Genomic DNA, 26,286 nt, shown 5'->3' on the forward strand with positions numbered 1-26,286 from the left:
CGGCGGCCTCGTCGGAGGCCGCGGCGGGCCCGGCGGGCGGGCCCGCGGGGCGTGAGGCGGCACGCCGCCGCCGGCGCGGCGGCAGGGTGTCGCTGGGGCTGTTCAGTTCGGAACCCTCTTCGGGCTCGGTCGGTTCGAGCATGCGGGCTTTTCTCCCGTCAGGCTCCCGGGCGCCGCGCCTGATCCGGCACCGGTGACTCGATCACCGTTGACGTCCGCGGCTCGCGCGTTGCGCGGTGCCGCCGTCCGGGGCGTGGGCGCCGCACGGGAACTCTCTGTGTCCTGTCTCACCGGTTCCGTACGCGGTGTACGCACGGCCTGGCGAAAGTCTTGTGGTGGGTGCGCTGCCCGACCCAGGTGGCTCCCGAGTACGAGGGCGGCGCTACGACGTCAGTCCTTCGCGGGACCTTCCCTCACGCGGGCACCGGTGCGGCGGCTGAACCGGCCGCTGGGGCCGTCGCCGCCTCGCGATCGGGCGCGAGCGGGTCGGTCACCGTGCCGGTCTCTTCATCGAGCAGCCCCTGCGCCAGCCTGGTCACCGCTGCGGGGACCGGCGGCGCCAGGTCGGCCACGGCGCGGAGACCGGACAGGACGTCGTCGGGTCGAACGGCAGGCGTCACGTGCCGAACAACCAGCCGCAGTATCGCACAGGGCTGGTCGGTCGGCCTATCAGCAGGTGTTCCGTGCGTCTCCAGCTCGACGACGGCGGCGCGGGCGTCGAAGGTGCGGACGCCGTTCTTGGCCGTGCGCTGGACCTCGACGGTCTCGGCGGCCTTGAACGCGGCGACCGCGCGCTCGGCGACCGCCGGCTCCACCCCGGTCAGCCGCAGCTCCCACACGGAAGCCGTCAGCCGGTCGGCGAGACCCGACGTGCGGGCCTCGACCGCGTCGACGATGTCGAGCCCGGTGGGCAGCGACTCGTCGAGCAGCGCGCGCAGGCGCTCCGGGTCCCGGGACGCGGTGAGCGCGATCTCCAGGTACTCCGCCTCACTGCCCGTGCCGGTGGGTGCGGCATTGGCGTACGACACCTTCGGGTGCGGCGTGAACCCCGCCGAGTACGCCATCGGCACCTCGGCACGGCGCAGCGCGCGCTCGAAGGCACGCTGGAAGTCACGGTGGCTGGTGAACCGGAGGCGGCCGCGCTTGGTGTAGCGCAGTCGGATGCGCTGCACCGTCGGCGCGGGCGGGGGGCCTTCGGGCTGTCGCTTGCCCAGTGTCGTTCAGTCCTTCGTGAGTGCGGTCGTCCTGCCACCAAGAGTACGTGTGTCGCGCGCCGGAGGTTCCCGACGCGGTGGCACCGCCTCCCGGGCGGGCTTCCGGACGGCGTCCGGCCGCGGATCGGCGCGAAGGTGGTGAGCAGGCCCGGAGCCGGGACCGCGGGCTCGGGGAGGGGGGAACCGGGGCGGGCCCGCGGATCAGGGCCCGCCGCCCGGTTCCCGGGACCGCCCTAGGCCGCCCTGGACCGTGCCCCGCGCCCTGCCCGTACGGGCTCCTGGACGTCGTCGAGGAGGAAGCTGTCGTCCTCTCCGAAGTCCGGGGCCTGGAAGGGGTTGGTCGCCGGAGGGGGCAGCGCGGCCGCTGAGCTGCGGGTCTGCCCTTCCGGGGCGGAGAACAGCGAGGTCAGGTCGATGGGAGGTCTCCTTGGAAGGCAGGCCCCTGGCGGGGCCTTGGGGTGCCGTGATCAGGCACGGAGGGTTACAGCTTGGTCATCTTGGCGTACGGGCTCAGGATCCGCATCTGGGCGGATCCGAAGTCCACGAGTGCCGCGATGCCGTCCTCCATGCCGACCACACGGCCGAGGCCGTACATGTCGTGAGTGACCTGGTCGCCCACAGCGAAGTGCTTGGGAGCGGGTGCGACCGGGGCCTTGAAGGGGCTGGTGGGCAAATGACGCTTCGGTGCTGCAGGCTTAGTCATCGTCCCCAGTATGCGCCCCCGGACGTCCCCTTCGCTGCGGCTGTGCGCGTCCGCTGCCCGACCGGATTCCGGCGGCCTCCCGCGCCCCGTCCGCCCCGCCCGCCCCCGCACAGCACTGACCTGCGGGTTCGGTCGCCGCTCTCAGTGGGCGTGCCCGTTCGGGGCGGGCGCGGGTGCGGCGTTCTTCACCGTCAGCGGCAGCAGCTTCTTACCCGTGGGACCGATCTGGATGGACGTGTCCATCTGGGGGCAAACGCCGCAGTCGAAGCAGGGCGTCCAGCGGCAGTCGTCGACCTCCGTCTCGTCGAGGGCGTCCTGCCAGTCCTCCCAGAGCCAGTCCTTGTCGAGGCCCGAGTCGAGGTGGTCCCAGGGCAGGACCTCCTCGTAGCCGCGCTCACGGGTGGTGTACCAGTCGACGTCCAGGCCGACCCGCGGCAGCTCCTTCTCCGCGCAGCGCATCCAGCGCTCGTAGGAGAAGTGCTCGCGCCAGCCGTCGAAGCGGCCGCCGTCCTCGTAGACCGCGCGGATCACCGCGCCGAGCCTGCGGTCGCCGCGGGAGAGCAGTCCCTCGACGATGCCGGGCTTGCCGTCGTGGTAGCGGAAGCCGATCGAGCGGCCGTACTTCTTGTCGCCCCTGATCTTGTCGCGGAGCTTGGCGAGGCGGGCGTCGGTGTCCTCGGAGGAGAGCTGCGGGGCCCACTGGAAGGGCGTGTGCGGCTTGGGCACGAACCCGCCGATGGAGACCGTGCAGCGGATGTCGTTGGCGCCGGAGACCTCGCGGCCCTTCTGGATGACCTTCATCGCCATGTCGGCGATCTGGAGTACGTCCTCGTCGGTCTCGGTGGGCAGGCCGCACATGAAGTACAGCTTCACCTGGCGCCAGCCGTTGCCGTAGGCGGTCGCGACCGTGCGGATCAGGTCCTCCTCCGAGACCATCTTGTTGATGACCTTGCGCATCCGCTCGCTGCCGCCCTCGGGCGCGAACGTCAGGCCCGAGCGGCGGCCGTTCCTGGTCAGCTCGTTGGCGAGGTCGACGTTGAAGGCGTCCACCCGGGTGGAGGGGAGGGACAGACCGATCTTGTCCTCCTCGTACCGGTCGGCGAGGCCCTTGGCGACGTCGGCGATCTCGGTGTGGTCGGCCGAGGAGAGCGAGAGCAGGCCGACCTCCTCGAAGCCGGTCGCCTTGAGCCCCTTCTCGACCATGTCGCCGATGCCCGTGATGGACCGCTCCCGCACCGGGCGGGTGATCATCCCGGCCTGGCAGAAGCGGCAGCCCCGGGTGCAGCCGCGGAAGATCTCCACGGACATCCGCTCGTGGACCGTCTCGGCGAGCGGGACCAGCGGCTGCTTCGGGTAGGGCCACTCGTCCAGGTCCATCACAGTGTGCTTGGAGACCCGCCACGGGACACCGGAACGGTTCGGCACGACCCGGGCGATCCGGCCGTCGGGCAGGTACTCCACGTCGTAGAAGGCGGGGATGTACACGCCGCCGGTCCTGGCCAGCCGGAAGAGGACCTCCTCGCGCCCGCCGGGGCGGCCCTCGGCCTTCCAGGCGCGGATGATGCGGGTCATGTCGAGGACGGCCTGCTCGCCGTCGCCGATGACCGCGGCGTCGATGAAGTCGGCGACCGGCTCCGGGTTGAACGCCGCGTGGCCGCCCGCGAGGACAATCGGGTCGTCCAGGCCGCGGTCCTTGGACTCCAGCGGGATGCCCGCGAGTTCCAGGGCCGTCAGCATGTTGGTGTAGCCCAGCTCGGTGGAGAAGGAGAGCCCGAAGACGTCGAACGCCTTCACCGGGCGGTGGCCGTCCACCGTGAACTGCGGGACGCCGTGCTCCCGCATCAGCGCCTCCAGGTCGGGCCAGACGCTGTAGGTGCGCTCGGCGAGGACGCCCTCCTGCTCGTTCAGCACCTCGTAGAGGATCATGACGCCCTGGTTGGGCAGCCCCACCTCGTAGGCGTCCGGGTACATGAGCGCCCAGCGGACGTCACACGACTCCCACGGCTTGACCGTGGAGTTGAGCTCTCCGCCGACGTACTGGATCGGCTTCTGCACATGCGGGAGGAGGGCTTCGAGCTGCGGGAACACAGACTCGACGGCCTCAGCGACTTCGGCAGACATCTCGCGAACCTTCGGGCTGGACTGTTACGGACGGGGCGCACCCGGCGCGGTCCGCCGCCGCTCGGCACGGGGGCGGCGACCACAGCCTGTGGACAAGAGGTGGCCGCCCAGCGTAGCGCGCCACCGCGCCGGGCCCCGCACCGCGCGGACCGCACCGCCCCCGGTGACGCCCGCGGCACACGCCCCGCCGCACGGGCCGCACCGGCCGCTCATCCCACGCCCCGCACCTTCCCCCACACCTGCGGCAGCTCGGCCTCCGAGCGCTCCGCGTTCCGCTCCTCGCGCCCGTACAGCACCCCGTAGGTGAAGGTGCTCTCCCCGGCCGCGTGCGCCTGCCGGGCCAGGTCCCGCAGCGCCTCACGGGTCATGACGCTGTCCTGGTGGTCGCCGAGCAGGCTCTGCACCGCCTTCGCCGACCTGGCGAGGGCCTTCGCGGGGGCGCCGAGGGCGGGGACGGCGGCCTCGGCCGCGTACCGGGTCCGCTTGGCCTTCTTGCGGGCCTCGTGCAGGGCCACGTCCCGGGCGTGCCCCGGCGGCAGCTCCCGGGCCTCGGCGACCAGCGCGGAGAGCTTCCGGTGGTCCTTGCGCACGGCCTTGGCGAGCACCTTCGCGGGCTTCTTCGCCGCCGCGGGCCGCAGCGGCGGCCCGTCCACCAGCCGGTCGAGGGCCACCAGCAGCTCCAGGTAGCGCGGTCCGTCGAGGACGGCGGTGAGGCGGCGCCGTGAGCCGCCGCGCCGGGCGTGCGACCAGGCGCGCAGCCGGGAGCGCACGGGTCCGGCGAGCAGGGCGCGGGGCAGCTCGTCGAGGGCCGCGGCGATCCGGTCGGTGAGCACCTCCTGGTCCCGGTCCACGCCCAGCTCGCCCGCGAGCCACTTCAGCTCGGCGGCGACCGGGTCGGTGACGGCGCGGTCGAGGACGGCGGGGTAGGAGCGGAAGGTGCTGCGCAGCCGCCGGGTGGCGACCCGCATGCGGTGCACGGAGTCGGGGGTGTCCTGCCGGACGGCGGGGTCGAGGGCGAGGATGGCCTCGCGCTGGGCGCGCACGTAGGCGAGGACGTGGTCGCCGGCCGTCACCGGCGCGGGCGGCCGCTCGGGGCCCCGCCCGCCGTCGGGGTCGGTCTCGGCGAGGGCGCGGCCGACCTTGGAGGCGGCGGCGGAGGGGCGTACTCCGGCGGCGCGCAGCCGTTTCTCCACCCGGTCGAGGAAGGCGGGGTCGCCGCCGTCGGCGAGTTCCACCTCGATCTCGGTCCACTGGGCCTCGCCGCCGTCGCCGGTGAGCCGTTCGGCGCGGACGGCGTCCACGGCGACCTCGGCGAGCAGCCGCCCGTCGCCGTCGAGGAGGTGGCGGAGGTCGCGCTCGGAGCGGAGCCGGACGACGGGCAGCAGGGCGGCGTCCCTGGCCCGGGAGCGGACCAGGGCGGCGAGCGCGTGCGGGAGGGTGCGGGAGAGCGGGGCGTGGATCTCGTCGCGGACGCCGGGGCCGACCGGGAACTTCAGGTGCCAGCCCGCGTCCGTGCCGCCGGTGCGGCGGCGCAGGGTGAGCCCGGCCCCGCCGAGGCGCCCGTCGGCGGTGTCGTAGTAGGTGGCGTCCAGGTGGACGACGCCGCGGTCGACGACGGTCACCACCCCGGCGACGCCGGTCAGGTCGGGCAGGCCGCTGTAGTCGGACTCGTACTTCCGCTCGATCTCACGTTTTTTGTCCGCCATGACCCGAATCTAGTTGCTGTCCGGCCGGGCCGACAGGGAGCGGAACGCGCCGGACGGCCCCGGGAGGGTCCCGGGGCCGTCCGATCGGGTGAGGCGCGAGGTGCTGGTCAGGCGGACATGGGCCGCTGGGAGCGGATCGACTGGAGCAGTCCGACGGCGATCCACACGGCGAACATCGAGGAGCCGCCGTAGGAGACGAACGGCAGCGGCAGACCGGTGACGGGCATGATGCCGAGCGTCATGCCGATGTTCTCGAACGCCTGGAAGGCGAACCAGGCGACGATCCCGGCGGCGACGATCGTGCCGTACAGCTCGGTCGAGTCGCGGGCGATGCGGCAGGCCCGCCAGAGCACCACGCCGAGGAGCACGACGATCAGACCGGCGCCGAGGAAGCCCAGCTCCTCACCGGCGACGGTGAAGACGAAGTCGGTCTGCTGCTCGGGCACGAACTGGCCGGTGGTCTGGGAGCCGTGGAAGAGGCCCGAGCCGGTGAGTCCGCCGGAGCCGATCGCGATGCGCGCCTGGTTGGTGTTGTAGCCGACACCGGCCGGGTCGAGGCTCGGGTTGGCGAAGGCGGCGAAGCGGGCGATCTGGTAGTCGTCCAGGATGTGCAGCTGCCAGACGGCGAGCGCGCCGAGGGCGCCCGTGCCGATCAGGCCGAAGATCCAGCGGTTGGAGGCGCCGGAGGCGAGCAGCACGCCGAGGATGATGACGACCATGACCATGACCGACCCGAGGTCGGGCATGAGCAGCACGATCAGGATCGGCACGGAGGCGATTCCGAGCGACTGCAGGACCGTGCGGTGGTCGGGGTACTTCTTGTCGCCCGCATCGACCCGGGCGGCCAGCATCATCGCCATGCCGAGGATGATCGTGATCTTCACGAACTCCGAGGGCTGGAGCGAGAAGCCGCCGCCGAGGACGATCCAGGAGTGCGCGCCGTTGACGGTGGAGCCGAGCGGCGTGAGCACCATCAGGATCAGGAAGACCGAGGCGCCGTAGAGCATCGGCACGGCGGTGCGCAGGGTGCGGTGGCCGACCCAGACCACGCCGATCATCAGGGCGAGCCCGATGCCGGTGTTCATGAGGTGGCGGAGCAGGAAGTAGTACGGGTCGCCCTGGTTGATCTCGGTGCGGTTGCGGGTCGCCGAGTAGACGAGCAGCGATCCGATGCCGGAGAGGGCGAGGCCGGAGAGCAGTATCGGCCAGTCCAGGCGGCGGGCGAGCGAGTCGCGGGCGAAGATCCGCGTCCAGCCCGCGCGCTCGGGTCCGTACCCGGAGACGGAGAAGGTGTTGGCTCCGGTCATGTCGGCATCCTCCGGCTGCCCCGCCTGCGCGGTCGCCTGCGGGTGTCACGGTTGGTGGCCGTGGGGTTGGTGGCGGTGCCCGCGGGCTGGTTCTCGTCGGGCGGGGTGTCGCCCTTCTCCTCCATCTTCCGCAGGTCGGCGGCGGGGTCGTCGGAGACCTTCGGGGAGACGATGGTGCCGTCCGTGCGGACCTTCGGCAGCCCCTTCTGCGGCGTCGGCAGCAGGGCCTGCTTGGTGTCGATGGAGCCGTCGGCCTGGACGCCGTACAGGGCGCTGTAGATGTTGCGCACGGCCTCACCGGAGGCGCCCGAACCGGTACCGGCCTGGGCGATGGTCATGATGACCGTGTAGTCCTTGGAGTAGGTGGCGAGCCAGGACGTGGTCTGCTTGCCGTAGACCTCCGCGGTACCGGTCTTGGCGTGCAGCTGGATCTTGTCCTGCGGCCAGCCGTTGAACTTCCAGGCGGCGGTACCGCGGGTGACCACGCCCGCGAGCGCCTCGCCCATGCCCTTGACGGTCGCCTTGTTCACCGGCAGCCTGCCGACGGACTTGGGCTTGATCTCCCGGACGGTCTTGCCGTCGCCGCTGACGACGGCCTTGCCGATGGACGGCTGGTACATCGTGCCGCCGTTGGCGAGCGCGCCGTAGATCACGGCCTCCTGGATCGGCGTGACGAGGGTGTCGCCCTGGCCGATGGAGTAGTTGATCGAGTCGCCCTCACGCATCTTGTTGCCTTCGAGGCAGTTCTCGTAGGCGATCTTCTCGACGTAACTGCCGTCCTTCTTGCCGGACTTGCACCAGGCGTTCTTGTTGGCCTTCCAGTAGTCGGCCTTCCAGGTGCGGTCCGGGACGCGGCCGGTGACCTCGTTGGGGAGGTCGATGCCGGTCTCCTTGCCGAGGCCGAACTGGTGGGCGGCCTTGTAGAAGTAGTCCTTCGGCTGGCCCTTCTTCGGGTTGATGCCGCCGTCCTTCTTCCACTCGCGGTCGGCGAGCCCGTAGAAGACGGTGTCGCAGGAGACCTCCAGGGCGCGGCCCAGGGAGATCGGGCCGAAGCTCTCGCCCTCGAAGTTCTTGAAGACCTGGCCGCCGACGGAGTACGAGCTGGTGCAGGGGTAGCCGCCGTCCCAGACGTACCCGGCCTCGACCGCGGCGGCCGTGGAGACCACCTTGAACGTCGACCCGGGCGCGGACTGACCCTGTATGGCCCGGTTGATCAGCGGGTAGTCCGACTTCTTGCCGGTGAGCTTGGCGTAGTCCTTGCCGGAGATGCCGCCGACCCACACGTTCGGGTCGTAGGTGGGCGCGGACGCCATGGCGACGACCCGCCCGGTCTTGGCCTCCATGACGACGACGGCGCCGGAGTCCGCCTTGTAGTTCTCGCCGGTGATCTTGTCGAACTGCTGGCGGGCGGTCTTCATCGCGGTGTCGAGTTCGTACTCGGCGATCCGCTGGACCCGGGAGTCGATGCTGGTGACCAGGTTGGCGCCGGGTTCGGCGGCGTCCGCCTGGGCCTTGCCGATGACGCGGCCGAGGTTGTCGACCTCGTAGCGGGTGACGCCCGCCTTGCCGCGCAGCTCCTTGTCGTACTGGCGCTCGAGACCGGAGCGGCCGACCTGGTCGGAGCGCAGGTAGGGCGAGTCGGTGTTCTGGGCCTTCTGGATCTCGTCGTCGGTCACCGGCGAGAGGTAGCCGAGGACCTGCGCGGTGTTGGCGTTGCCGGGCGCGGCGTAGCGGCGGACGGCCTCCGGCTCGGCGGTGATGCCGGGGAAGTCCTCGGCGCGCTCGCGGATCTGGAGGGCCTGCTTGGCGGTGGCCTCGTCGGTGATCGGGATGGGCTGGTAGGGCGAACCGTTCCAGCACGGCTTGGGCGTCTTCGCGTCGCAGAGCCGGACCTTGAGGATGACGTCCTCGGGCTTCATCCCGAGGACACCGGCCAGCTTGGTGAGGACGGCCTTGCCGTCGTCCTTCATCTTCAGCAGGTCGGTGCGGGACGCGGAGACGACCAGGCGGGTCTCGTTGTCGGCGATGGCGACGCCCCTGGCGTCCAGGATGGAGCCGCGCGGGGCGGGCTGGACGACCTGCTGGACGTGGTTGCCCGACGCCTCCTTGGCGTAGGCGGCGCCCTCCCGGATCTGCAGGTACCACAGGCGTCCGCCGAGGGTGCCGAGCAGCGAGAGGACGAGAATCTGGATGACGACGAGCCGGATCTGGACCCGTGGGGTCCGCCCGGTCTCGGGAATGTTGGTCACTGTGGCTGCCTCCCCCTCTCAGTGCGGGTACGTCTCGGGTCCCGGGACGCCGTGCGGCGCGTGCGCGGCGGCGCCGCGCGGCCGGCGTCCGGGGACGCTGTGCGGCGCGGACGCCGCTTCCCGTGCGGTCACAGCCGCTTGACCCCCTTGATCCGTCCGGCCCGCGAGGCGCGGGCGCGCACGGCGCGCATCTTGATGCCGCCGCGCTGGCCGCCGACGCGCAGCCCGGTCCCGGAGGAGAGCCACCCGTTGGAGATGTCGGCGGCCTTGCTCGCGGCGGAGCTGCTCTCGGCCAGCGGGTCGTTGTCGGCCCGCCGGGCGAGCGCCATGACCCCGGGGACCACGAACGGCGCGAGGAGCAGGTCGTAGACGGTCGCCGAGAAGAGCAGCCCGGTGAGGCCGACGTGGCGGGCGGCGGTGTCGCCGACGAGGGCGCCGACGCCCGCGTACAGCAGGGTCGAGCCGATCGCGGCGCCGACCACGACCAGCATCGGGGCGGTCGCCGACTTCAGCCGCCCGTTCTCGGGCTTGACGAGGCCCGCCAGATAGCCGACGACGCAGAGCACGAGGGCGTAGCGGCCGGCCGCGTGGTCGGCGGGCGGCGCGAGGTCCGCGAGGAGCCCGGCGCCGAATCCGACGAGGGCGCCGCCGACATGGCCGTAGACCATGGCGAGGGCGAGGACGGTCAGCAGCAGCAGGTCGGGGACGGCGCCGGGGAGGTGGAGGCGGGCGAGGACGCTCACCTGGATCACCAGCGCGACGACGATCAGGGCCGAGGAGAGCAGGATCCGGTTGACACGCATGGGGGAACTCAGCTCCTACTGCTGCTCTTGCTGGCCGTCGACGGGTGCGTTCGGGGACGGGGTGACCGTGACCGTGACCGTCGGGACGGGGGTCGGCTGGGGCTTCTTCGGGAGCACCGTGTCGCGCGGGTCCTTCTTCGGGGGCTCGACCACCACGCCGACGACGTCCAGGTTGGTGAAGCTGACGTACGGCGTCACGTAGAGGGTGCGGGTGAGCCCGCCGCCCGAGGGGTCGACGCGGGAGACGGTGCCGACCGGGACGCCGGGCACGAAGGGGCGGTCGGCCTGGGAGCCGAAGGTGACCAGGCGGTCGCCCTTCTTCACCTCGGCCTTGCCGTTGAGGAGTTCGACGCGCAGCGCGCGGTCGCCCTGCCCCGAGGCGAAGCCCAGTTCGTCGTTGCCCTCCATCCGGGTGCCGACGGTGAAGTCGGGGTCGTTGGCCAGCAGCACCGTGGAGGTGCCGGGCCCGACCGTGGTGACGCGGCCGACGAGTCCGTCGCCGTTCAGCACGGTCATGTCGCGTGCGATGCCGTCGCGGGCGCCGACGTCCAGGGTGACGGTCCAGGAGAAGCCCTGGGCCGCTCCTATCCCGATGACCTGGGCGCCCTTGATGCCGTACTGGCCCTCGCCCGCGACCTTGAGCATGCTGTCGAGCTGCTTCAGACGGCTGCGGTTGCGGTCGCTGCTGCCGAGGCTGGCCTTGAGGGCGGCGTTCTCCTTCTCAAGGCGGGCGAGCCGGTCGTGGCGCTCGCCGGAGTCGCGGATCGCGGAGACGGCGTTGCCGACCGGGTCGACACCGGCGGCGACGCCGTTCTCGATCGGGCCGAAGACCGTGGCGGCGACCTGCCGGGCACCGCCGACGGGCGAGTCCTCCCCGCCCCGGATGTCCACCGTGATCAGCGCGAACGCGACGGCGATCAGCAGCACCAGGAGCAGCCGGCTCTCTCGTGTGTCCCTCACGTGCGGCGGCCGTGCCTTCCTCATAGGAATGTGCGGGTGTTGTCTGCGCTTATATCAACGATCCGCCGCACGAGAGGAGATCGTCTCGTACGGCGGAATCGAGGGATTACGTCATCTGCGCGGCTGGGCGTCCAGGACCTGCTGGAGCGCCTCGAACTCCTCGACGCACTTGCCGGAGCCGAGCGCGACGCTGTCGAGCGGGTCCTCGGCGATGTGGATCGGCATGCCGGTCTCCCGGCGCAGCCGCTCGTCGAGGCCGCGCAGCAGGGCGCCGCCGCCGGTCAGCACGATGCCCCGGTCCATGATGTCGCCGGACAGCTCGGGCGGGCACTTGTCGAGGGTGGTCTTGACGGCGTCGACGATCGCGTTGACCGGCTCCTCGATCGCCTTGCGGACCTCGGCCGCGGAGATCACGACCGTCTTGGGCAGCCCGGACACCAGGTCCCGGCCGCGGATCTCGGTGTGCTCGTCGGCGTCGAGGTCGTACGCGGAACCGATCGTGATCTTGATCTGCTCGGCCGTGCGCTCGCCCAGCAGGAGGGAGTACTCCTTCTTGATGTGCTGGATGATCGCGTTGTCCAGCTCGTCCCCCGCGACCCTGATGGACTGCGCGGTGACGATGCCGCCGAGGGAGATCACCGCGACCTCCGTGGTGCCGCCGCCGATGTCGACCACCATGTTGCCGGTGGCCTCGTGCACCGGCAGCCCCGAGCCGATGGCCGCGGCCATGGGCTCCTCGATGATGTGCACCTGGCGGGCGCCTGCCTGCGACGACGCCTCGATGACGGCACGGCGCTCGACGCCCGTGATGCCCGAGGGCACGCAGACGACGACGCGCGGGCGGGCGAGGTAGCGCCGCTTGTGGATCTTCAGGATGAAGTAGCGGAGCATCCGCTCGGTGATCTCGAAGTCGGCGATGACGCCGTCCTTCAGCGGACGCACCGCGACGATGTTGCCGGGGGTGCGTCCGATCATCTTCTTGGCCTCGGCGCCGACCGCGAGGATGCCACCGGTGTTGGTGTTGATCGCGACGACGGACGGCTCGTTGAGAACGATCCCGCGACCCCTGACGTACACCAGCGTGTTGGCGGTCCCGAGGTCGACAGCCATGTCACGGCCGATGAACGACATTGAGTTCCCCATCAGGATTCGTGTGGCCTTCCCTGGCAGCTTCTGAGGGCTTTTCAGGTCGGCGAAGTGGGTGCTGTGACGTGAAGGCTTCCATCGTAGACGCGCCTGCACGAACACTGCGTGAGGGTCTTCGCCATTGTCAGCAGATGATGTGTGGCTTCGCTTCTGGAGACGGGCGTTCGGGGGTGTGCGTTCCCCCGATCGCCGCCGTCATGCCCGCCCGTGGGCGTCAGTCACGACCGGGAAAGAAGATCTTCACCTCGCGTTCGGCCGACTCCTCGGAGTCGGACGCGTGGATCAGGTTCTCCCGGACGATGACACCGTAGTCGCCGCGGATGGAACCGGGCGCGGCGGCGATCGGGTCGGTGGGACCGGCCAGCGCGCGCACGCCCTCGATGACCCGCTCGCCCTCGACGATGAGCGCGACGACGGGACCGGACGCCATGAACTCGACGAGCGGCTCGTAGAAGGGCTTGCCCCGGTGCTCCCCGTAGTGCTGCTCCAGCGTGTCCTGGTCCAGGGTGCGCAGCTCCAGCGCGCTGATCCGCCAGCCGGCCTTGCGCTCGATGCGGCTGATGATCTCGCCGGTCAGTCCGCGCCGGACGGCGTCAGGCTTGAGAAGGACGAGGGTGCGCTGGCTCACGGGCGGGCTCCTTCAAGTCAAGGGTGGTGCGGAGAAGACGAGGTTACCCGGCGTGTCGCGACCTCTGTCACACAGCGTCAGGTTCAGCGGAGGCCGACTGCGCCGCGAACCGCGCCTTCGCCTCGTCGATCTTGCGTCCGTAGTGGACGGAGGCCCACCAGAGGGCGGCGAAGCCCAGGCCGAGGAAGAACATCGCCGGCACCACGAAGCCGGAGGCGACCAGCGCGACCTGGAACGCCCAGCCGAGGGCGACGCCGCCCGGCCGGGTGATCACGCCGCACAGCAGCACGCTGAGGACCATCGCGACCCCGCAGACCGTCCACACGGTGGACATGGCGAGGTCGGGGTCCTTCATGGCGACGAGACCGGCGAAGCCGATCACGAACAGCTCGCCGATCAAGGTGGAAGCGCAGAGCGTACGCACGGGTGGTCAGCCCCTCCCCAGGAGCAGTCGGGCCTCGCCGACGGTGATGACGGAACCGGTCACGAGCACACCGCCGCCGGTGAACTCGCCCTCCTCCTCGGCGAGCGTGATCGCCGCCTCCAGGGCGTCCGGCAGCCGCGGCTCGACCTGGACCCGCTCGTCGCCGAAGACCTCCACGGCGATCGCGGCCAGCTCGTCGGTGTCCATGGCGCGGTGGCTGGAGTTCTGGGTGACGACGACCTCCGCGAAGACCGGCTCGAACGCCTCCAGGAGGCCGCGCACGTTCTTGTCGCCGCTCGCGCCGACCACGCCGATCAGCCTGCTGAAGTCGAACGCCTCCCCCACCGCCTCGGCGGTCACCCGGGCACCGGCCGGGTTGTGGGCGGCGTCCAGGACGACGGTCGGCGAGCGCCGCACGACCTCCAGACGGCCCGGCGAGGACGCGGACGCGAACGCCTTGCGGACGGTGTCCAGGTCGAGCGGTTCGGCCCGCTGCGAGCCGACGCCGAAGAACGCCTCGACGGCGGCGAGCGCGACGGCCGCGTTGTGGGCCTGGTGGGCGCCGTGCAGCGGGAGGTAGACGCCGGGGTACTCGCCGCCGAGGCCGCGCAGGGTGACCAGCTGGCCGCCGACGGCCACCTCGCGGGCCACGACGCCGAACTCCAGGCCCTCCCTGGCCACGGTCGCGTCGGCCTCCACGGCCTTCTTCAGGAGCACCTGAGCGGCGTCCACGGGCTGCTGGGCGAGGATCACGGTGGCGCCCTGCTTGATGATCCCGCCCTTCTCCCCCGCGATCGCGCCGGGCGTCTCCCCGAGCCGGTCGGTGTGGTCCAGGTCGATGGGGGTGACGACGGCGACGTCGCCGTCGATCACGTTCGTCGCGTCCCAGGTGCCGCCCATGCCGACCTCGACGACGGCCACGTCCACGGGGGCGTCCGCGAAGGCCGCGTAGGCCATGCCGGTGAGCACCTCGAAGAAGGAGAGCCGGTACTCCTGCCGTTCGTCGACCATCTCCACGTACGGCTTGACGTCCTGGTAGGTCTCGATGAAGCGCTCGGCGGAGACCGGGGCGCCGTCCAGGCTGATCCGCTCGGTGACGGACTGGACGTGCGGCGAGGTGTAGCGGCCGGTGCGCAGCTCGAACGCGCCGAGCAGGGACTCCACCATGCGGGCGGTGGACGTCTTGCCGTTGGTGCCGGTGATGTGGATCGAGGGGTACGCGCGCTGCGGCTCGCCCAGGACGTCCATCAGGGCCGCGATCCGGGCGACCGAGGGCTCCAGCTTGGTCTCGCCCCAGCGGCCCGCCAGCTCGGTCTCCACCTCGCGCAGCGCCCGGTCCAGCTCGGGGTCCTCGGGTCGGGCGGGAACGTCGGCCTGCGGCACGGCGCCCTGGGTGCGCAGGGTGCGGCTGCCCGCCTCGATGACCGCGAGGTCGGGGTCACGGTCGGTCTCGGCACCGACGATCTCGTCGAAGGGGTCATGGTCCGGGGGGAGGTCACTCACCCCACCAGTCTACGAGCCCCGGAACCCCAGCTCCCCAGGAGCCCGAGCCAGACCACCCCGGCCCACACCCACCCCCCAGGGGCGCGGGGAACTGCGCGACCAGCCCCCACGAACCCGCACGAGACCACGACCCGCACCCCACCCCCGCGCACCCCCGGAGGGCCCCGCGCAGGCCCCTACACCTGAGGCAACCGAGACAGCTGCGCCCCGATCCGCTCGATGTCCTCGTCCGCCTTCACCAACCGCCCCCGGATCTTGTCGACGACATTGTCCGGCGCCTTCGCCAGAAACGCCTCGTTGCCGAGCTTGGCGACAGCCTGCGCCTTCTCCTTCTCCGCGCTCGCGAGATCCTTCGCGAGCCGCTTCCGCTCCGCCGCGACATCGATCGTCCCCGACAGGTCGAGGGCGACCTCCGCACCCGCGACCGGCAGCGTCGCCGTCGCGGTGAACCCGTCGCCCTCCGGCTGCAGCCGCAGGAGCTGCCGGATCGCCGCCTCGTGCGGCGCGAGGTCCGTGCCGCCGAGCGCGAGCCGGGCCGGGACCCGCTGGCCGGGCTGCAGGCCCTGGTCGGCGCGGAACCGGCGGACCTCGGTGATGACCCGCTGGAGCGTCTCGATCTCCCGCTCGGCCGCCGCGTCCCGGAAGCCGGAGTCCGACGGCCACTCGGCGACGACGACGGACTCGCCGCCGGTGAGGGTGGTCCAGAGCGTCTCGGTGACGAACGGGACGACCGGGTGCAGCAGCCGCAGGGTGACGTCCAGGACCTCGCCGAGGACCCGCCCGGAGACCTTCGCGGGCTCGCCCCCGGCCTGGAACGTCGTCTTGGACAGCTCGACGTACCAGTCGAAGACCTCGTCCCACGCGAAGTGGAAGAGGGCGTCGGAGAGCTTCGCGAACTGGAAGTCGTCGTAGAACGCGTCGACTTCGGCGACGACGGTGTTGAGGCGGGAGAGGATCCAGCGGTCGGCCGCGGACATCGCGGAGGCGTCCGGCAGCGGGCCCTCGACCGTCGCGCCGTTCATCAGGGCGAAGCGCGTCGCGTTCCAGATCTTGTTGGCGAAGTTGCGCGAGCCCTGGACCCAGTCCTCGCCGATCGGCACGTCGACGCCCGGGTTGGCGCCGCGGGCCAGGGTGAAACGCAGCGCGTCGGAGCCGTACTTGTCCATCCAGTCCAGCGGATTGACCGCGTTGCCGAAGGACTTGGACATCTTCTTGCCGAACTGGTCGCGGACCATGCCGTGCAGGGCGATGGTGTGGAACGGCGGGGTGCCGTCCATCGCGTAGAGGCCGAACATCATCATCCGGGCGACCCAGAAGAAGAGGATGTCGTAGCCGGTGACCAGGACGGAGTTCGGGTAGAACTTCGCGAGCGACTCGGTCTGTTCGGGCCAGCCCAGGGTGGAGAAGGGCCACAGTCCCGAGGAGAACCAGGTGTCGAGGACGTCGGTGTCCTGGTGCCAGCCCTCGCCGGTGGGCGGCTCCTCGTCGGGGCCGACACAGACGACCTCGCCGTCGGGGCCGTACCAGACGGGGATGCGGTGGCCCCACCACAACTGCCGCGAGATGCACCAGTCGTGGAGGTTGTCGACCCAGTCGAAGTACCGCTTCTCCATCTCCTGCGGGTGGATGGCGACCCGGCCGTCGCGGACGGCGTCGCCCGCGGCCTTGGCGAGCGGGGCGACCTTGACCCACCACTGCATGGACAGGCGCGGCTCGATGGTGGTCTTGCAGCGCGAGCAGTGCCCGACGGAGTGGACGTAGGGCCGCTTCTCGGCGACGATCCGGCCCTCGGCGCGCAGCGCGGCGACGATCGCCGAGCGGGCCTCCAGCCGGTCCTGGCCCTGGAAGGGGCCGGGGACGGTGATCACGGCGTGCTCGTCCATGACCGTGATGGCGGGCAGGTCGTGGCGCTGGCCGATCTCGAAGTCGTTCGGGTCGTGGGCCGGGGTGACCTTGACGGCGCCCGTGCCGAACTCGGGGTCGACGTGCTCGTCGGCGACGACCGGGATGGAACGGTCCGTCAGCGGCAGCTTGATGAGCGTGCCGACGAGGTGGCGGTAGCGCTCGTCCTCGGGGTGGACGGCGACGGCGGTGTCGCCGAGCATCGTCTCGGCACGGGTGGTGGCGACGACGATGGTCGCGTCGCCGTCCCCGTACTTCATGGAGACCAGCTCGCCGTCGTCGTCCTGGTACTCGACCTCGATGTCGGAGATCGCGGTGAGACAGCGCGGGCACCAGTTGATGATGCGCTCGGCGCGGTAGATCAGCTCGTCGTCGTGGAGCCGCTTGAAGATGGTCTGGACGGCCTGCGAGAGGCCCTCGTCCATGGTGAAGCGCTCACGGGACCAGGCGACGCCGTCACCGAGGCGGCGCATCTGGCCGGAGATCTGGCCGCCGGACTCGCCCTTCCAGCGCCAGACCCGCTCGACGAACGCCTCCCGGCCCAGGTCGTGCCGGGACTTGCCCTCCTTGGCCAGCTCCCGCTCGACGACGTTCTGGGTGGCGATGCCCGCGTGGTCCATGCCCGGCTGCCACAGCGTCTCGAAGCCCTGCATGCGCTTGCGGCGGGTCAGGGCGTCGATGAGGGTGTGCTCGAAGGCGTGCCCGAGGTGGAGGCTGCCGGTGACGTTCGGCGGCGGGATGACGACGGTGAAGGGCGGCTTCCCGCTCGTCGCGTCGGCCTCGAAGTAGCCCCGCTCGACCCAGCGCTCGTACAGCGGCCCCTCTACGTCGGCCGGCGCGTACTGGGTCGGCAGTTCGGAGGCGGGCGCGGTGGGCTGCTGATGAGCGTTCTCGGTCACGCGCACAGTGTAGGGGCGTCACGACGGTGTCCCGAAACGGGATTCTTCTGTAACGGTGGGGCCCCCGGCGCCGTCCGTCCCCCGCCCCTGGGTCAGGATGTCAGGAACGCATAAAGCTTCTGGAGGGGAACCCAGGGATGAGTCACAACCAGCCGGGCCCGTACGGCGGGCAGCAGCCCCAGCAGCCCGGACCGTACGGCCAGCCGGGCCCGTACGGGCAGCCGCCGCAGGCCCCGCAGCCCGGCTACGGCTATCCCCAGCAGCCCCCCGCGCCCCAGCCCGGCTACGGCTACCCGCAGCAGGCGCCGCCCGCCCAGCCGGGCTACCCCGGCTACCCGCAGCAGCCCGGGGTCCCGCCGCAGGGTCCCTACGGCCAGCAGCCCTACGGCGCCCCGCAGCCCGCGGGCTCCGGCGGCGGCCGCAGGACGGGACTGATCGTCGGTGTGGTGGCCGTGGTCGCCGCGATCGCGGTGGGCGCCTACTTCCTGGTCGGCTCGGGCGGCGGCGGCTCGGACGTCGCGGACGACGGCCCGCACAAGCTGACCACCCCGGCGACGGTGATCGGCGGCACCTACACGAAGTCCGACAGCGGCGCCTCCTCGGACGACCTGTCCGACTCGGACGTCTCCGACTTCGAGAAGTGGGGCGTGCAGGACGCCAAGAAGGTCAGCGCGGCCTATGCCAACGGCTCCGGTCTGACGGCGAAGAACCTGACCTTCGGCGGGGTCTACGGCACCATCGACGACCCCGAGGCGGTCGTGGACGCGATGTTCGGGAAGATCAAGTCGGAGTCGGAGAAGGACAAGGACACCGGCAAGACGACGCTGGTCGGCAGCCCCGAGGAGGTGAAGCCCGCGGGCTTCGCCAACGGCATCATGAAGTGCCAGGTGGCCAGGATCGACAACAGCGACGCCACCTCGGCGACCGCCCCGAAGTCCTTCACGATGCCGATGTGCATCTGGGCGGACCACAGCACCACCGCCTATGTGACGTCGTTCAGCCTCGCGGCGCTCGCCACCGGCCAGGGCGGCTCGGCCGACGACACCGCGGCGCTCGCCGCCAAGCTCCGCAACGACGTGCGCGTCAAGCTCTGACCCGGCACCGCCGACGACGAAGGGCCCCGGTCTCCGTGACCGGGGCCCTTCTCGTGTCCGTGCGGCGGGGGGTCACGCCGTCTTCTGCTCCCCCGGTCCCCGCCCGCGGGCGTCGCGGGGGATCAGGGTCGGGTTGACGTTCGAGCGGACGACGTCGGCGGTGATGACGACCCGGGCCACGTCCTTGCGGGACGGGACCTCGTACATGACCGCCTGGAGGACCTCCTCCATGATGGCGCGCAGGCCGCGCGCGCCGGTCTGGCGCAGGATGGCCTGGTCGGCGATGGCCTCCAGCGCCTCGTGCTCGAAGTCCAGCTCCACACCGTCGAGTTCGAAGAGGCGCTGGTACTGCTTCACCAGCGCGTTGCGCGGCTCGACGAGGATCTGGAGCAGCGCCTTGCGGTCGAGGTTGTGGACCGCGGTGATGACCGGGAGGCGGCCGATGAACTCGGGGATCATGCCGAACTTGACCAGGTCCTCGGGCATGACGTCCTCGAACTGGTCCTTGGCCTCCAGCTCGCGCTTGGAGCGGATCGTGGCGCCGAAGCCGATGCCCTTGGCCCCGGCACGGGCCTCGATGATCTTCTCGAGGCCGGAGAACGCGCCGCCCACGATGAACAGCACGTTCGTCGTGTCGATCTGGATGAACTCCTGGTGCGGGTGCTTGCGTCCGCCCTGCGGCGGCACGGAGGCGGTGGTGCCCTCCAGGATCTTCAGCAGGGCCTGCTGGACGCCCTCGCCCGAGACATCGCGGGTGATCGACGGGTTTTCGCTCTTACGGGCGACCTTGTCGATCTCGTCGATGTAGATGATGCCCGTCTCGGCCTTCTTGACGTCGTAGTCGGCGGCCTGGATGAGCTTCAGGAGGATGTTCTCGACGTCCTCGCCGACGTACCCGGCCTCGGTGAGCGCCGTCGCGTCCGCGATCGCGAACGGGACGTTCAGCATCCGGGCCAGGGTCTGGGCCAGCAGCGTCTTGCCCGAGCCGGTCGGGCCGAGGAGCAGGATGTTGGACTTCGCGAGTTCGATCGCGTCGTCACGGCCCGCCCCGCCGCCGTTCTCGCCGGCCTGGACGCGCTTGTAGTGGTTGTACACCGCCACCGACAGGGCCTTCTTCGCCGACTCCTGGCCGACGACGTACCCCTCCAGGAACTCGTAGATCTCGCGAGGCTTGGGGAGTTCCTCCCAGCGGACCTCGCTGGTCTCGGCGAGCTCCTCCTCGATGATCTCGTTGCAGAGGTCGATGCACTCGTCGCAGATGTACACACCAGGCCCTGCGATGAGCTTCTTGACCTGCTTCTGGCTCTTGCCGCAGAACGAGCACTTGAGCAGATCGCCGCCGTCACCGATGCGTGCCACGGTGTGCTTCCCCTTCGCCTGGGAGACGCCTAGGTCCAGCGGCTCCTGGTGCTGCCTTCATCCGACGGTACCTTGCCGAGCCCCCCGTTCGGGCCCCCCTTGGCACGGTTCACTTCCAGGTGCCCGATTGTCGTGCACCTTGTCGCGCTCCGTGCCAAGGAGCGGCAGACGATACAGCGTCGCGCTAGCGGACGGACTCGTTGTTCATCTTCCGGGTCGAGATGATCTGGTCGACGAGGCCGTACGCCAGGGCTTCCTCGGCCGTGAGGATCTTGTCGCGCTCGATGTCCTCGCGGATCTTCTCGATCGACGTGGTCGAGTGGTGGGCCAGCATGTCCTCGAGCTGGCCGCGCATCCGGAGGATCTCGTTGGCGGCGATCTCCAGGTCGGAGACCTGGCCGCGGCCGGTCTCGCTGTAGGGCTGGTGGATCAGCACCCGCGCGTTCGGCAGGGCCATCCGCTTGCCCGGCGTACCGGCGGCCAGCAGGATCGCCGCGGCGGAGGCCGCCTGGCCCATGCAGACCGTCTGGATGTCGGGCTTCACGAACTGCATCGTGTCGTAGATCGCGGTGAGCGCCGTGAAGGAGCCGCCGGGGCTGTTGATGTAGATCGAGATGTCCCGGTCCGGGTCCATCGACTCCAGGCACAGGAGCTGCGCCATGACGTCGTTGGCGGAGGCGTCGTCGATCTGGACGCCGAGGAAGATCACCCGCTCCTCGAAGAGCTTCGCGTACGGGTCGTACTCGCGCACGCCCTGCGAGGTGCGCTCCACGAAGCGCGGGATGACGTACCGGGACTCGGCCGCCGGGGCCGTGTACTCGGCGCGTCCGCGGTCGTACAGGCCGCTGCCGGGGAAGTCGTTCACTGTCTGTCTCCTAGAGGCTCTGGCGGTCGGCTGAGGGGCTGTACGGGGGCCGTGTCAGGCCCCGGTGCCGCCGCCGCCCGGCATGTTGGCGGCCGTGGTGATGACCTCGTCGATGAGGCCGTACTCCTTGGCCTCGTCGGCGTCGAACCAGCGGTCGCGGTCGGAGGCCCGGGTGATCTCCTCGAACGTCTGACCGGTGTGCTGGGAGGTCAGCTCCGCCATGCGCTTCTTGGTGTGCAGCAGCCGCTCCGCGTGGATCTTGATGTCGGAGGCCGAGCCGGCCAGACCGGCGGACGGCTGGTGGATCAGGATCTCGGCGTTCGGCAGCGCGAAGCGCTTGCCCGGAGTACCCGCGCTCAGCAGGAACTGCCCCATGGAGGCGGCGAGGCCCATGGCGATCGTCACCACGTCGTTCTTGATGTACTGCATGGTGTCGTAGATCGCCATGCCGGCCGTGATCGAGCCGCCGGGGCTGTTGATGTACAGGTAGATGTCCTTGTCCGGGTCGGCGGCAAGGAGCAGCAGCTGTGCGGTGATCTTGTTCGCGATGTCGTCGTCGACCGGCTGGCCGAGGAAGATGATCCGCTCGTTGAGCAGCCGGTTGTAGACCTGGTCGCCGAGGCCACCACCGATGGAAGGCTCGCCGGCGGCGGAGGGCATCAGATTCGTCACGTATCCACCTGCTCGTCTTACGACGGCGCCGGGCCGTCTCACGTGTTCTGCCGGGGCCTGGGGGCCTTCCGGCGCTAATCGGGGACTCCCCTGCCCTCGTATTCATGGACCCTAACGCGCGGGTCCCTTCGGAGAATCCCGGATATGGGGGTGTTCGCCGGGGGCGTAGCCCGACGGGCCCCCGGGGACTTCCCCGGGGGCCCGTCGCACGTCCTGTCGGAGACGCCGCGGGACTCAGCCCTCGGTCTTCTCCTCGGCCTTCTCGGCCTTGGCCTCGGCGTCGTCACCGGCGGCCTCGGCCGCTTCGGTGCCCTCGGCCTCGGTCTCGTCCTCGTCGTCCAGGTCGACGACCTCGCCGTTGGTGTCCTTCACGGTGGCGGACTCGACGACGACGGCCAGCGCCTTGCCGCGCGCGACCTCACCGACGAGCAGCGGCACCTGGCCGCCCTCGACGACGGCCTGCGCGAACTGGTCGGGGGACATGCCGGAGGAGGCGGCGCGGCGCATGAGGTGCTCGGTGAGCTCCTCCTGGTTCACGTTCAGCTTCTCCTGCTTGACCAGCTCGTCCAGGACGAACTGGGTCTTGATGCCCTTGACCGCGGCCTCACGGGTCTCGGTCTCGAACTCCTCCTCCGTCTTGCCCTGGATCTCCAGGTACTTCGGGAGGTCGAGGCCCATCTGACCGAGCTGGTGGTGCTCCAGGTTGTGCTTGCGGGTGTTGATCTCGTCCTCGAGGAGCTTCTCGGGGACGGGCACCTCGACCAGCTCCAGGAGCTTCTCCAGGACGCGCTCCTGGGCCTGGGTGGCCTGGTCGTACTGCTTCATGTTCGCGAGGCGCTTGCGGCTGTCGGCGCGCAGCTCCTCCAGGGTGTCGAACTCGGAGGCGAGCTGCGCGAACTCGTCGTCCAGCTCGGGCAGTTCGCGGGCGGCGACCTGGGTGACCTTGACGGTGACCCGGGCCTCGCGGCCGGCCGCGGAGCCGCCCTTCAGCTCGGAGGCGAAGGTGGCCTCGCCACCGGCCTCCAGGCCCTTGACGGCGTCGTCGATGCCGTCGAGCAGCTCGCCGGAGCCGATGGTGTAGGAGACGCCGCTGGCGACGCCGTCCTCCAGCACCTCGTCGTCGACCTTGGCCTCCAGGTCGACGGTCACGACGTCGCCGTCACCGGCGGCGCGCTCGACCGGGGAGGTGGCGGCGAAGCGCTCACGGAGCTGCTCGACCGACTTGTCGACGTCCTCGTCGGTGACCTCGATCGCGTCGACCTCGACCTCGATGCCGGAGTAGTCCGGGATCTGGATCTCGGGACGGATGTCGACCTCGGCGGTGAAGTTCAGCGTGTCGCCGTCCTTCAGCTCCGTGATGTCGACCTCGGGCTGGCCCAGGACGTTGAGCTCGGCCTCGTTGACCGCCTCGGTGTAGAACTTGGGAAGCGCGTCGTTGACCGCCTCCTCCAGGACCGCACCGCGGCCGAACCGCTGGTCGATGACGCGGGCCGGGATCTTGCCCTTCCGGAAGCCCTTCACCGTGACCTGCTGGTTGATCTTCTTGTACGCCGCGTCGAGGCTGTCCTTGAGCTCCTCGAAGGGCACCTCGACAGTGAGCCGAACCCGGGTCGGGTTCAGGGTCTCCACGGCGCTCTTCACGGTTCGGTCTCCTTGTGGCTGACTTCTTGGTTTCTGCCGGTACCAGAGTGGACCGGCGGATCGCGCCCTGAGGACTTTCTTGATGAGAGGCACACGGGCGTGCAGCTTGCATAGTAACGGCAGCGGCGACACGCCCCAAAGGCGATCACGCGAGGTGATCGCGCGGATGACCGGTGTCGATCGGTCGCTGGTCGGGGTGGCGGGATTTGAACCCACGGCCTTCCGCTCCCAAAGCGGACGCGCTACCAAGCTGCGCCACACCCCGTCTGGTGCGACACGTAGGGTACATGCCCGGCGACAGCGGGGCCGCCGCTTCCGGCGGGCCCGGACCCCGGCCCGGCGGCCGGTGCGACGGGGTGTGCGGCGGGCCGGGCGGACCCGCTACGATGCCTTCAGCGCCGGGGTCGCGGTTCCCGCTCACCGGCGCTGCGCGGGCGTAGCTCAATGGTAGAGCCCTAGTCTTCCAAACTAGCTACGCGGGTTCGATTCCCGTCGCCCGCTCCGTACGGCCCGGGGCCGGGCGGAGGATCACTCCTCCGCCCGGCCCCGACCGCGTTCCCGGGCCCCGAGCGCCGTCAGAAGCTGATGGAGTTGAGCGTCTCCGCTATCGAGTTCAGGAACCGGTTGATCGACGGGGCCATGCCGCTCGACGCCAGGAAGAAGCCGAAGAGGATCGCCACGATGGCGGGCCCGGCCTTGATGGAGCCTCCCCGGATCAACACCACCAGGATGATCGCCAACAGGAGCACCACCGACAGTGAAATAGCCACAACTGATCACACCCTATGGACGGTCCGCTCTCCCGGCCCGGGGGCACCGGCCCGCACGCCCCCGCCAGAACCATCGTGCCACCAACAGGGCCTCCGTATGCGGCCGGTGGGACATCGGACGTGACGCCTGTGCCGCGACGGCGTCCGCGGGACCGCGGCGGCGGGTCGCCAACACCCCGCCCCAGCAGGGCCGTCCGGGAAATTCGACCGGATCGTTTCCCGCTCCACACATCACGCGCGCAGCTATTTCGAATTGTGCCCGCCGGCCGCCCGGAGACGGTCCCGAGCCCGGCCGTCCGGTGAACTTATGCGGTATTTAGTGGGGATGAGTCACGACAAGCCGGGCACATGCGACGCGATGTCAACTCTGCCGAATCCGGGGTATCCGACAACAGAACCACGAATGACGTGGAGGTTTTACGGAATCCCATGGACAACGCTAGGGTGCCTCAAATGTTCAACGCTGCCCCGTCCCCCGCATCCGCAGCGAGCACCTCGATCGTCTCCCCCGGCTTCCCCCGGGGTGAGGATCGGTGACGAACTCGCTCCGCGCACAAGGCCACACCGGATCAGCGCGCCCCCCGGCCCCACCCGGGAAGCGGCGTGACGCGTTCTTCGACAACGCCAAGTACCTGGCCATCGTGCTGGTCGCGATGGGCCACTCCTGGGAGCCGTTGAAGGGCGAGAGCCGGGTGCTGGAGGCGCTGTACACGGTCGTGTACGCGTTCCACATGCCGGCCTTCATCATCATCTCGGGCTATTTCTCCCGCAGTTTCGACATGCGCCCCGACCGGCTGCGCCGCCTGGTCACGGGTGTCGCCGTGCCGTACATCGTCTTCGAGACGGCGTACAGCCTCTTCAAGCGGTACGGCGACCACGACCCCGGCATGGCGATCACCCTGCTGGACCCCTGGTACCTCACCTGGTTCCTGATCGCCCTGTTCGTCTGGCGGCTGACCACCCCGCTGTGGAAGTCGCTGCGCTGGCCGCTGCCGGTCGCCCTCGCCGTCGCGATGCTGGCGTCCGTCTCCCCGGAGATCGGCGACGACCTCGACCTCCAGCGGGTCCTGCAGTTCCTGCCGTTCTTCGTGCTGGGCCTGTGCCTGAAGCCCGAGCACTTCCGGATGGTGCGCACCCGCAGGATGCGGATCGTGTCGGTGCCGGTGTTCGCCGCGGCGCTGGCCGTCGGCTGGTGGTCGGTGCCCCGCATGAACACCGCGTGGTTCTACCACCGCGACGCCGCCCAGGAGCTGGCCGCGCCCTGGTGGAGCGGTCCGGTGATGGTGCTGGCCCTGTTCGGCTGCTCGCTGGTGCTGACGGCGTGCTTCTTCGCCTGGGTGCCGGGCCGCACGATGTGGTTCACGGCGCTGGGCGCGGGCACCCTCTACGGCTATCTGCTGCACGGATTCGTGGTCAAGGCGGGCGACTTCTACGGCTGGTTCGAACCCGCGTGGCTGCACCGGCCGCTGGGCGAGATCGCGGTGACCGCCGCCGCGGGCGTCGTCGTCACCCTGTTGTGCACGCCGCCGGTGCGCCGGGTGTTCCGGTTCGCGATGGAGCCCGAGATGAAGTGGGCGTTCAAGCGGGACGCGGGCGAGGCGGCGCGGGAGCGCGCGCGGCAGGACGGCGCGGGAGGGCCCGGGAACACGGAGCGGCCCGAGGCGTCGGGCGACTCCCCCGCGGACGCGTCCGGCACGGGGTCCGGCGCGGACGAGCGGCGCGACCGGCAGTCCGCCGAGGCACGCTCCTAGCCCCCCTCGCACCACCGCACCACCGCACGTCGACGGGCCGTCCTCATCAGGGCGGCCCGTCCGTCACTCCGAGGAGTGCGCGCATCCGCGCGTACTTCTCCGTGAGCCGGGCGCGGGTCGCCGGGTCGGCGAGGCGGGCGATCCTGGCGGGGTCGGCGTTGTGCGCCAGGTCCGCCTCCTTCACCAGCCTCGCCCCCGGTGTGGCGAGGATCCGCGCCGCGTACGCCGCCTGCTCCTCCCCCGCCCGTCTGGTGAGGGCGAGGACCACGGCCTTCGTCCGGTCGCTCAGGGCGGCCCGCCCGAGCCACTCCTCGGAGAGCGCGCCGTCCTCTACGGCGTCGTGCAGCCAGGCCGCCGCGATCTGTGCCTCGTCGCCGCCCCGGGCGCGCACCCCGGCCGCGACGGCCGCCAGGTGCTCGGCGTAGGGGCGTCCCGCCTTGTCGGTCTGTCCGGCGTGGGCGGCGCGGGCGACGGCCTCCACCTCGGCCGTCGTCAAGGGCGTGCCGTTGTCGTTCACTCGTCCAGTGTCCCCTCGTCCATGGGGTGGACGGCCGGGCGGGGCGGTCGGT

Annotated in this window: 21 protein-coding genes and 2 tRNA genes; 3 read left to right on the top strand and 20 right to left on the bottom strand. The window is 70.7% G+C overall.

Annotated features, from left to right (window positions below; genetic code table 11):
* Window positions 1–413 precede the first annotated feature (413 nt).
* The 13 genes from GA0115242_RS06195 to GA0115242_RS06255 all read right to left on the bottom strand — a co-directional run bounded on the left by GA0115242_RS06195 (window position 414) and on the right by GA0115242_RS06255 (window position 17,565).
* The gene (locus GA0115242_RS06195; protein ID WP_093825341.1) at window positions 414–1,172 is read right to left on the bottom strand and encodes a TIGR03936 family radical SAM-associated protein; all 759 of its coding nucleotides are present in this window, start codon (window positions 1,170–1,172) and stop codon (window positions 414–416) included.
* Between the two features lie 523 nt (window positions 1,173–1,695).
* Window positions 1,696–1,917 (bottom strand): hypothetical protein, encoded by a 222-nt coding sequence (locus GA0115242_RS06200; RefSeq protein WP_093825343.1) that lies wholly within the window; start codon window positions 1,915–1,917, stop codon window positions 1,696–1,698.
* A gap of 141 nt (window positions 1,918–2,058) precedes the next feature.
* Window positions 2,059–4,038 carry a TIGR03960 family B12-binding radical SAM protein gene (locus GA0115242_RS06205; RefSeq protein ID WP_093825344.1) on the bottom strand — a complete coding sequence of 660 codons (1,980 nt, stop codon included), beginning with the start codon at window positions 4,036–4,038 and terminating at the stop codon, window positions 2,059–2,061.
* Window positions 4,039–4,247: 209 nt separating this feature from the next.
* Window positions 4,248–5,744, bottom strand: coding sequence for a CYTH and CHAD domain-containing protein (locus GA0115242_RS06210; RefSeq protein WP_093825347.1), 1,497 nt, complete (start codon window positions 5,742–5,744; stop codon window positions 4,248–4,250).
* A gap of 107 nt (window positions 5,745–5,851) precedes the next feature.
* Window positions 5,852–7,051, bottom strand: coding sequence for a rod shape-determining protein RodA (gene rodA / locus GA0115242_RS06215; RefSeq protein ID WP_093825349.1), 1,200 nt, complete (start codon window positions 7,049–7,051; stop codon window positions 5,852–5,854).
* Window positions 7,048–9,300 (bottom strand): penicillin-binding protein 2, encoded by a 2,253-nt coding sequence (gene mrdA, locus GA0115242_RS06220; protein ID WP_093825351.1) that lies wholly within the window; start codon window positions 9,298–9,300, stop codon window positions 7,048–7,050. Before mrdA ends, rodA begins: the two co-directional genes overlap by 4 nt.
* Before the next feature lie 128 nt (window positions 9,301–9,428).
* Window positions 9,429–10,103, bottom strand: coding sequence for a rod shape-determining protein MreD (gene mreD / locus GA0115242_RS06225; RefSeq protein ID WP_093825353.1), 675 nt, complete (start codon window positions 10,101–10,103; stop codon window positions 9,429–9,431).
* Between the two features lie 15 nt (window positions 10,104–10,118).
* Window positions 10,119–11,063, bottom strand: coding sequence for a rod shape-determining protein MreC (gene mreC / locus GA0115242_RS06230; protein ID WP_093825355.1), 945 nt, complete (start codon window positions 11,061–11,063; stop codon window positions 10,119–10,121).
* A gap of 111 nt (window positions 11,064–11,174) precedes the next feature.
* Window positions 11,175–12,194, bottom strand: coding sequence for a rod shape-determining protein (locus GA0115242_RS06235; protein ID WP_004931372.1), 1,020 nt, complete (start codon window positions 12,192–12,194; stop codon window positions 11,175–11,177).
* A gap of 229 nt (window positions 12,195–12,423) precedes the next feature.
* Window positions 12,424–12,837, bottom strand: coding sequence for a nucleoside-diphosphate kinase (gene ndk / locus GA0115242_RS06240; RefSeq protein WP_093825357.1), 414 nt, complete (start codon window positions 12,835–12,837; stop codon window positions 12,424–12,426).
* 67 nt (window positions 12,838–12,904) lie between these two features.
* Window positions 12,905–13,261, bottom strand: coding sequence for a DUF4233 domain-containing protein (locus tag GA0115242_RS06245; protein ID WP_093825359.1), 357 nt, complete (start codon window positions 13,259–13,261; stop codon window positions 12,905–12,907).
* A gap of 6 nt (window positions 13,262–13,267) precedes the next feature.
* Window positions 13,268–14,764, bottom strand: a complete 1,497-nt coding sequence (locus tag GA0115242_RS06250; RefSeq protein ID WP_093825361.1) for a bifunctional tetrahydrofolate synthase/dihydrofolate synthase — start codon at window positions 14,762–14,764, stop codon at window positions 13,268–13,270.
* Between the two features lie 176 nt (window positions 14,765–14,940).
* Complete coding sequence (locus tag GA0115242_RS06255; protein ID WP_093825415.1) at window positions 14,941–17,565, bottom strand: valine--tRNA ligase; 2,625 nt, start codon at window positions 17,563–17,565, stop codon at window positions 14,941–14,943.
* Between the two features lie 137 nt (window positions 17,566–17,702).
* On the opposite strand from GA0115242_RS06255, the gene GA0115242_RS06260 reads away from it, so the two are divergent.
* Complete coding sequence (locus tag GA0115242_RS06260; protein WP_093825363.1) at window positions 17,703–18,659, top strand: hypothetical protein; 957 nt, start codon at window positions 17,703–17,705, stop codon at window positions 18,657–18,659.
* Window positions 18,660–18,731: 72 nt separating this feature from the next.
* On the opposite strand, the gene clpX is transcribed toward GA0115242_RS06260, so the two are convergent.
* From clpX to GA0115242_RS06285, 5 genes are all read right to left on the bottom strand, one after another.
* Window positions 18,732–20,018 (bottom strand): ATP-dependent Clp protease ATP-binding subunit ClpX, encoded by a 1,287-nt coding sequence (gene clpX, locus GA0115242_RS06265; RefSeq protein WP_093825365.1) that lies wholly within the window; start codon window positions 20,016–20,018, stop codon window positions 18,732–18,734.
* 184 nt (window positions 20,019–20,202) lie between these two features.
* A complete protein-coding gene (locus GA0115242_RS06270; protein ID WP_093825367.1) occupies window positions 20,203–20,883 on the bottom strand; it encodes an ATP-dependent Clp protease proteolytic subunit in 681 nt (226 codons plus the stop codon).
* Between the two features lie 54 nt (window positions 20,884–20,937).
* A complete protein-coding gene (locus GA0115242_RS06275; RefSeq protein ID WP_161353015.1) occupies window positions 20,938–21,543 on the bottom strand; it encodes an ATP-dependent Clp protease proteolytic subunit in 606 nt (201 codons plus the stop codon).
* A 246-nt stretch (window positions 21,544–21,789) separates the two neighbouring features.
* Entirely contained in the window at window positions 21,790–23,196 is a 1,407-nt protein-coding gene (gene tig / locus GA0115242_RS06280) for a trigger factor (protein ID WP_093825371.1), read from the bottom strand.
* Window positions 23,197–23,384: 188 nt separating this feature from the next.
* Window positions 23,385–23,461: transfer RNA gene (locus GA0115242_RS06285), tRNA-Pro, on the bottom strand.
* A 165-nt stretch (window positions 23,462–23,626) separates the two neighbouring features.
* On the opposite strand from GA0115242_RS06285, the gene GA0115242_RS06290 reads away from it, so the two are divergent.
* Window positions 23,627–23,697: transfer RNA gene (locus tag GA0115242_RS06290), tRNA-Gly, on the top strand.
* A 74-nt stretch (window positions 23,698–23,771) separates the two neighbouring features.
* Here GA0115242_RS06290 and GA0115242_RS06295 read toward each other — a convergent pair.
* Window positions 23,772–23,966: a hypothetical protein gene (locus tag GA0115242_RS06295; protein ID WP_093825373.1), complete on the bottom strand. Its 195-nt coding sequence runs from the start codon at window positions 23,964–23,966 to the stop codon at window positions 23,772–23,774.
* Window positions 23,967–24,499: 533 nt separating this feature from the next.
* Between GA0115242_RS06295 and GA0115242_RS06300 the strand changes: the two genes are divergently transcribed.
* Complete coding sequence (locus GA0115242_RS06300; RefSeq protein WP_093825375.1) at window positions 24,500–25,717, top strand: acyltransferase family protein; 1,218 nt, start codon at window positions 24,500–24,502, stop codon at window positions 25,715–25,717.
* Between the two features lie 46 nt (window positions 25,718–25,763).
* On the opposite strand, the gene GA0115242_RS06305 is transcribed toward GA0115242_RS06300, so the two are convergent.
* Complete coding sequence (locus GA0115242_RS06305; RefSeq protein ID WP_093825377.1) at window positions 25,764–26,234, bottom strand: HD domain-containing protein; 471 nt, start codon at window positions 26,232–26,234, stop codon at window positions 25,764–25,766.
* Between the last annotated feature and the right edge of the window lie 52 nt (window positions 26,235–26,286).

It is taken from the genome of Streptomyces sp. SolWspMP-5a-2, from assembly GCF_900091845.1.
Classification (GTDB): domain Bacteria; phylum Actinomycetota; class Actinomycetes; order Streptomycetales; family Streptomycetaceae; genus Streptomyces; species Streptomyces doudnae.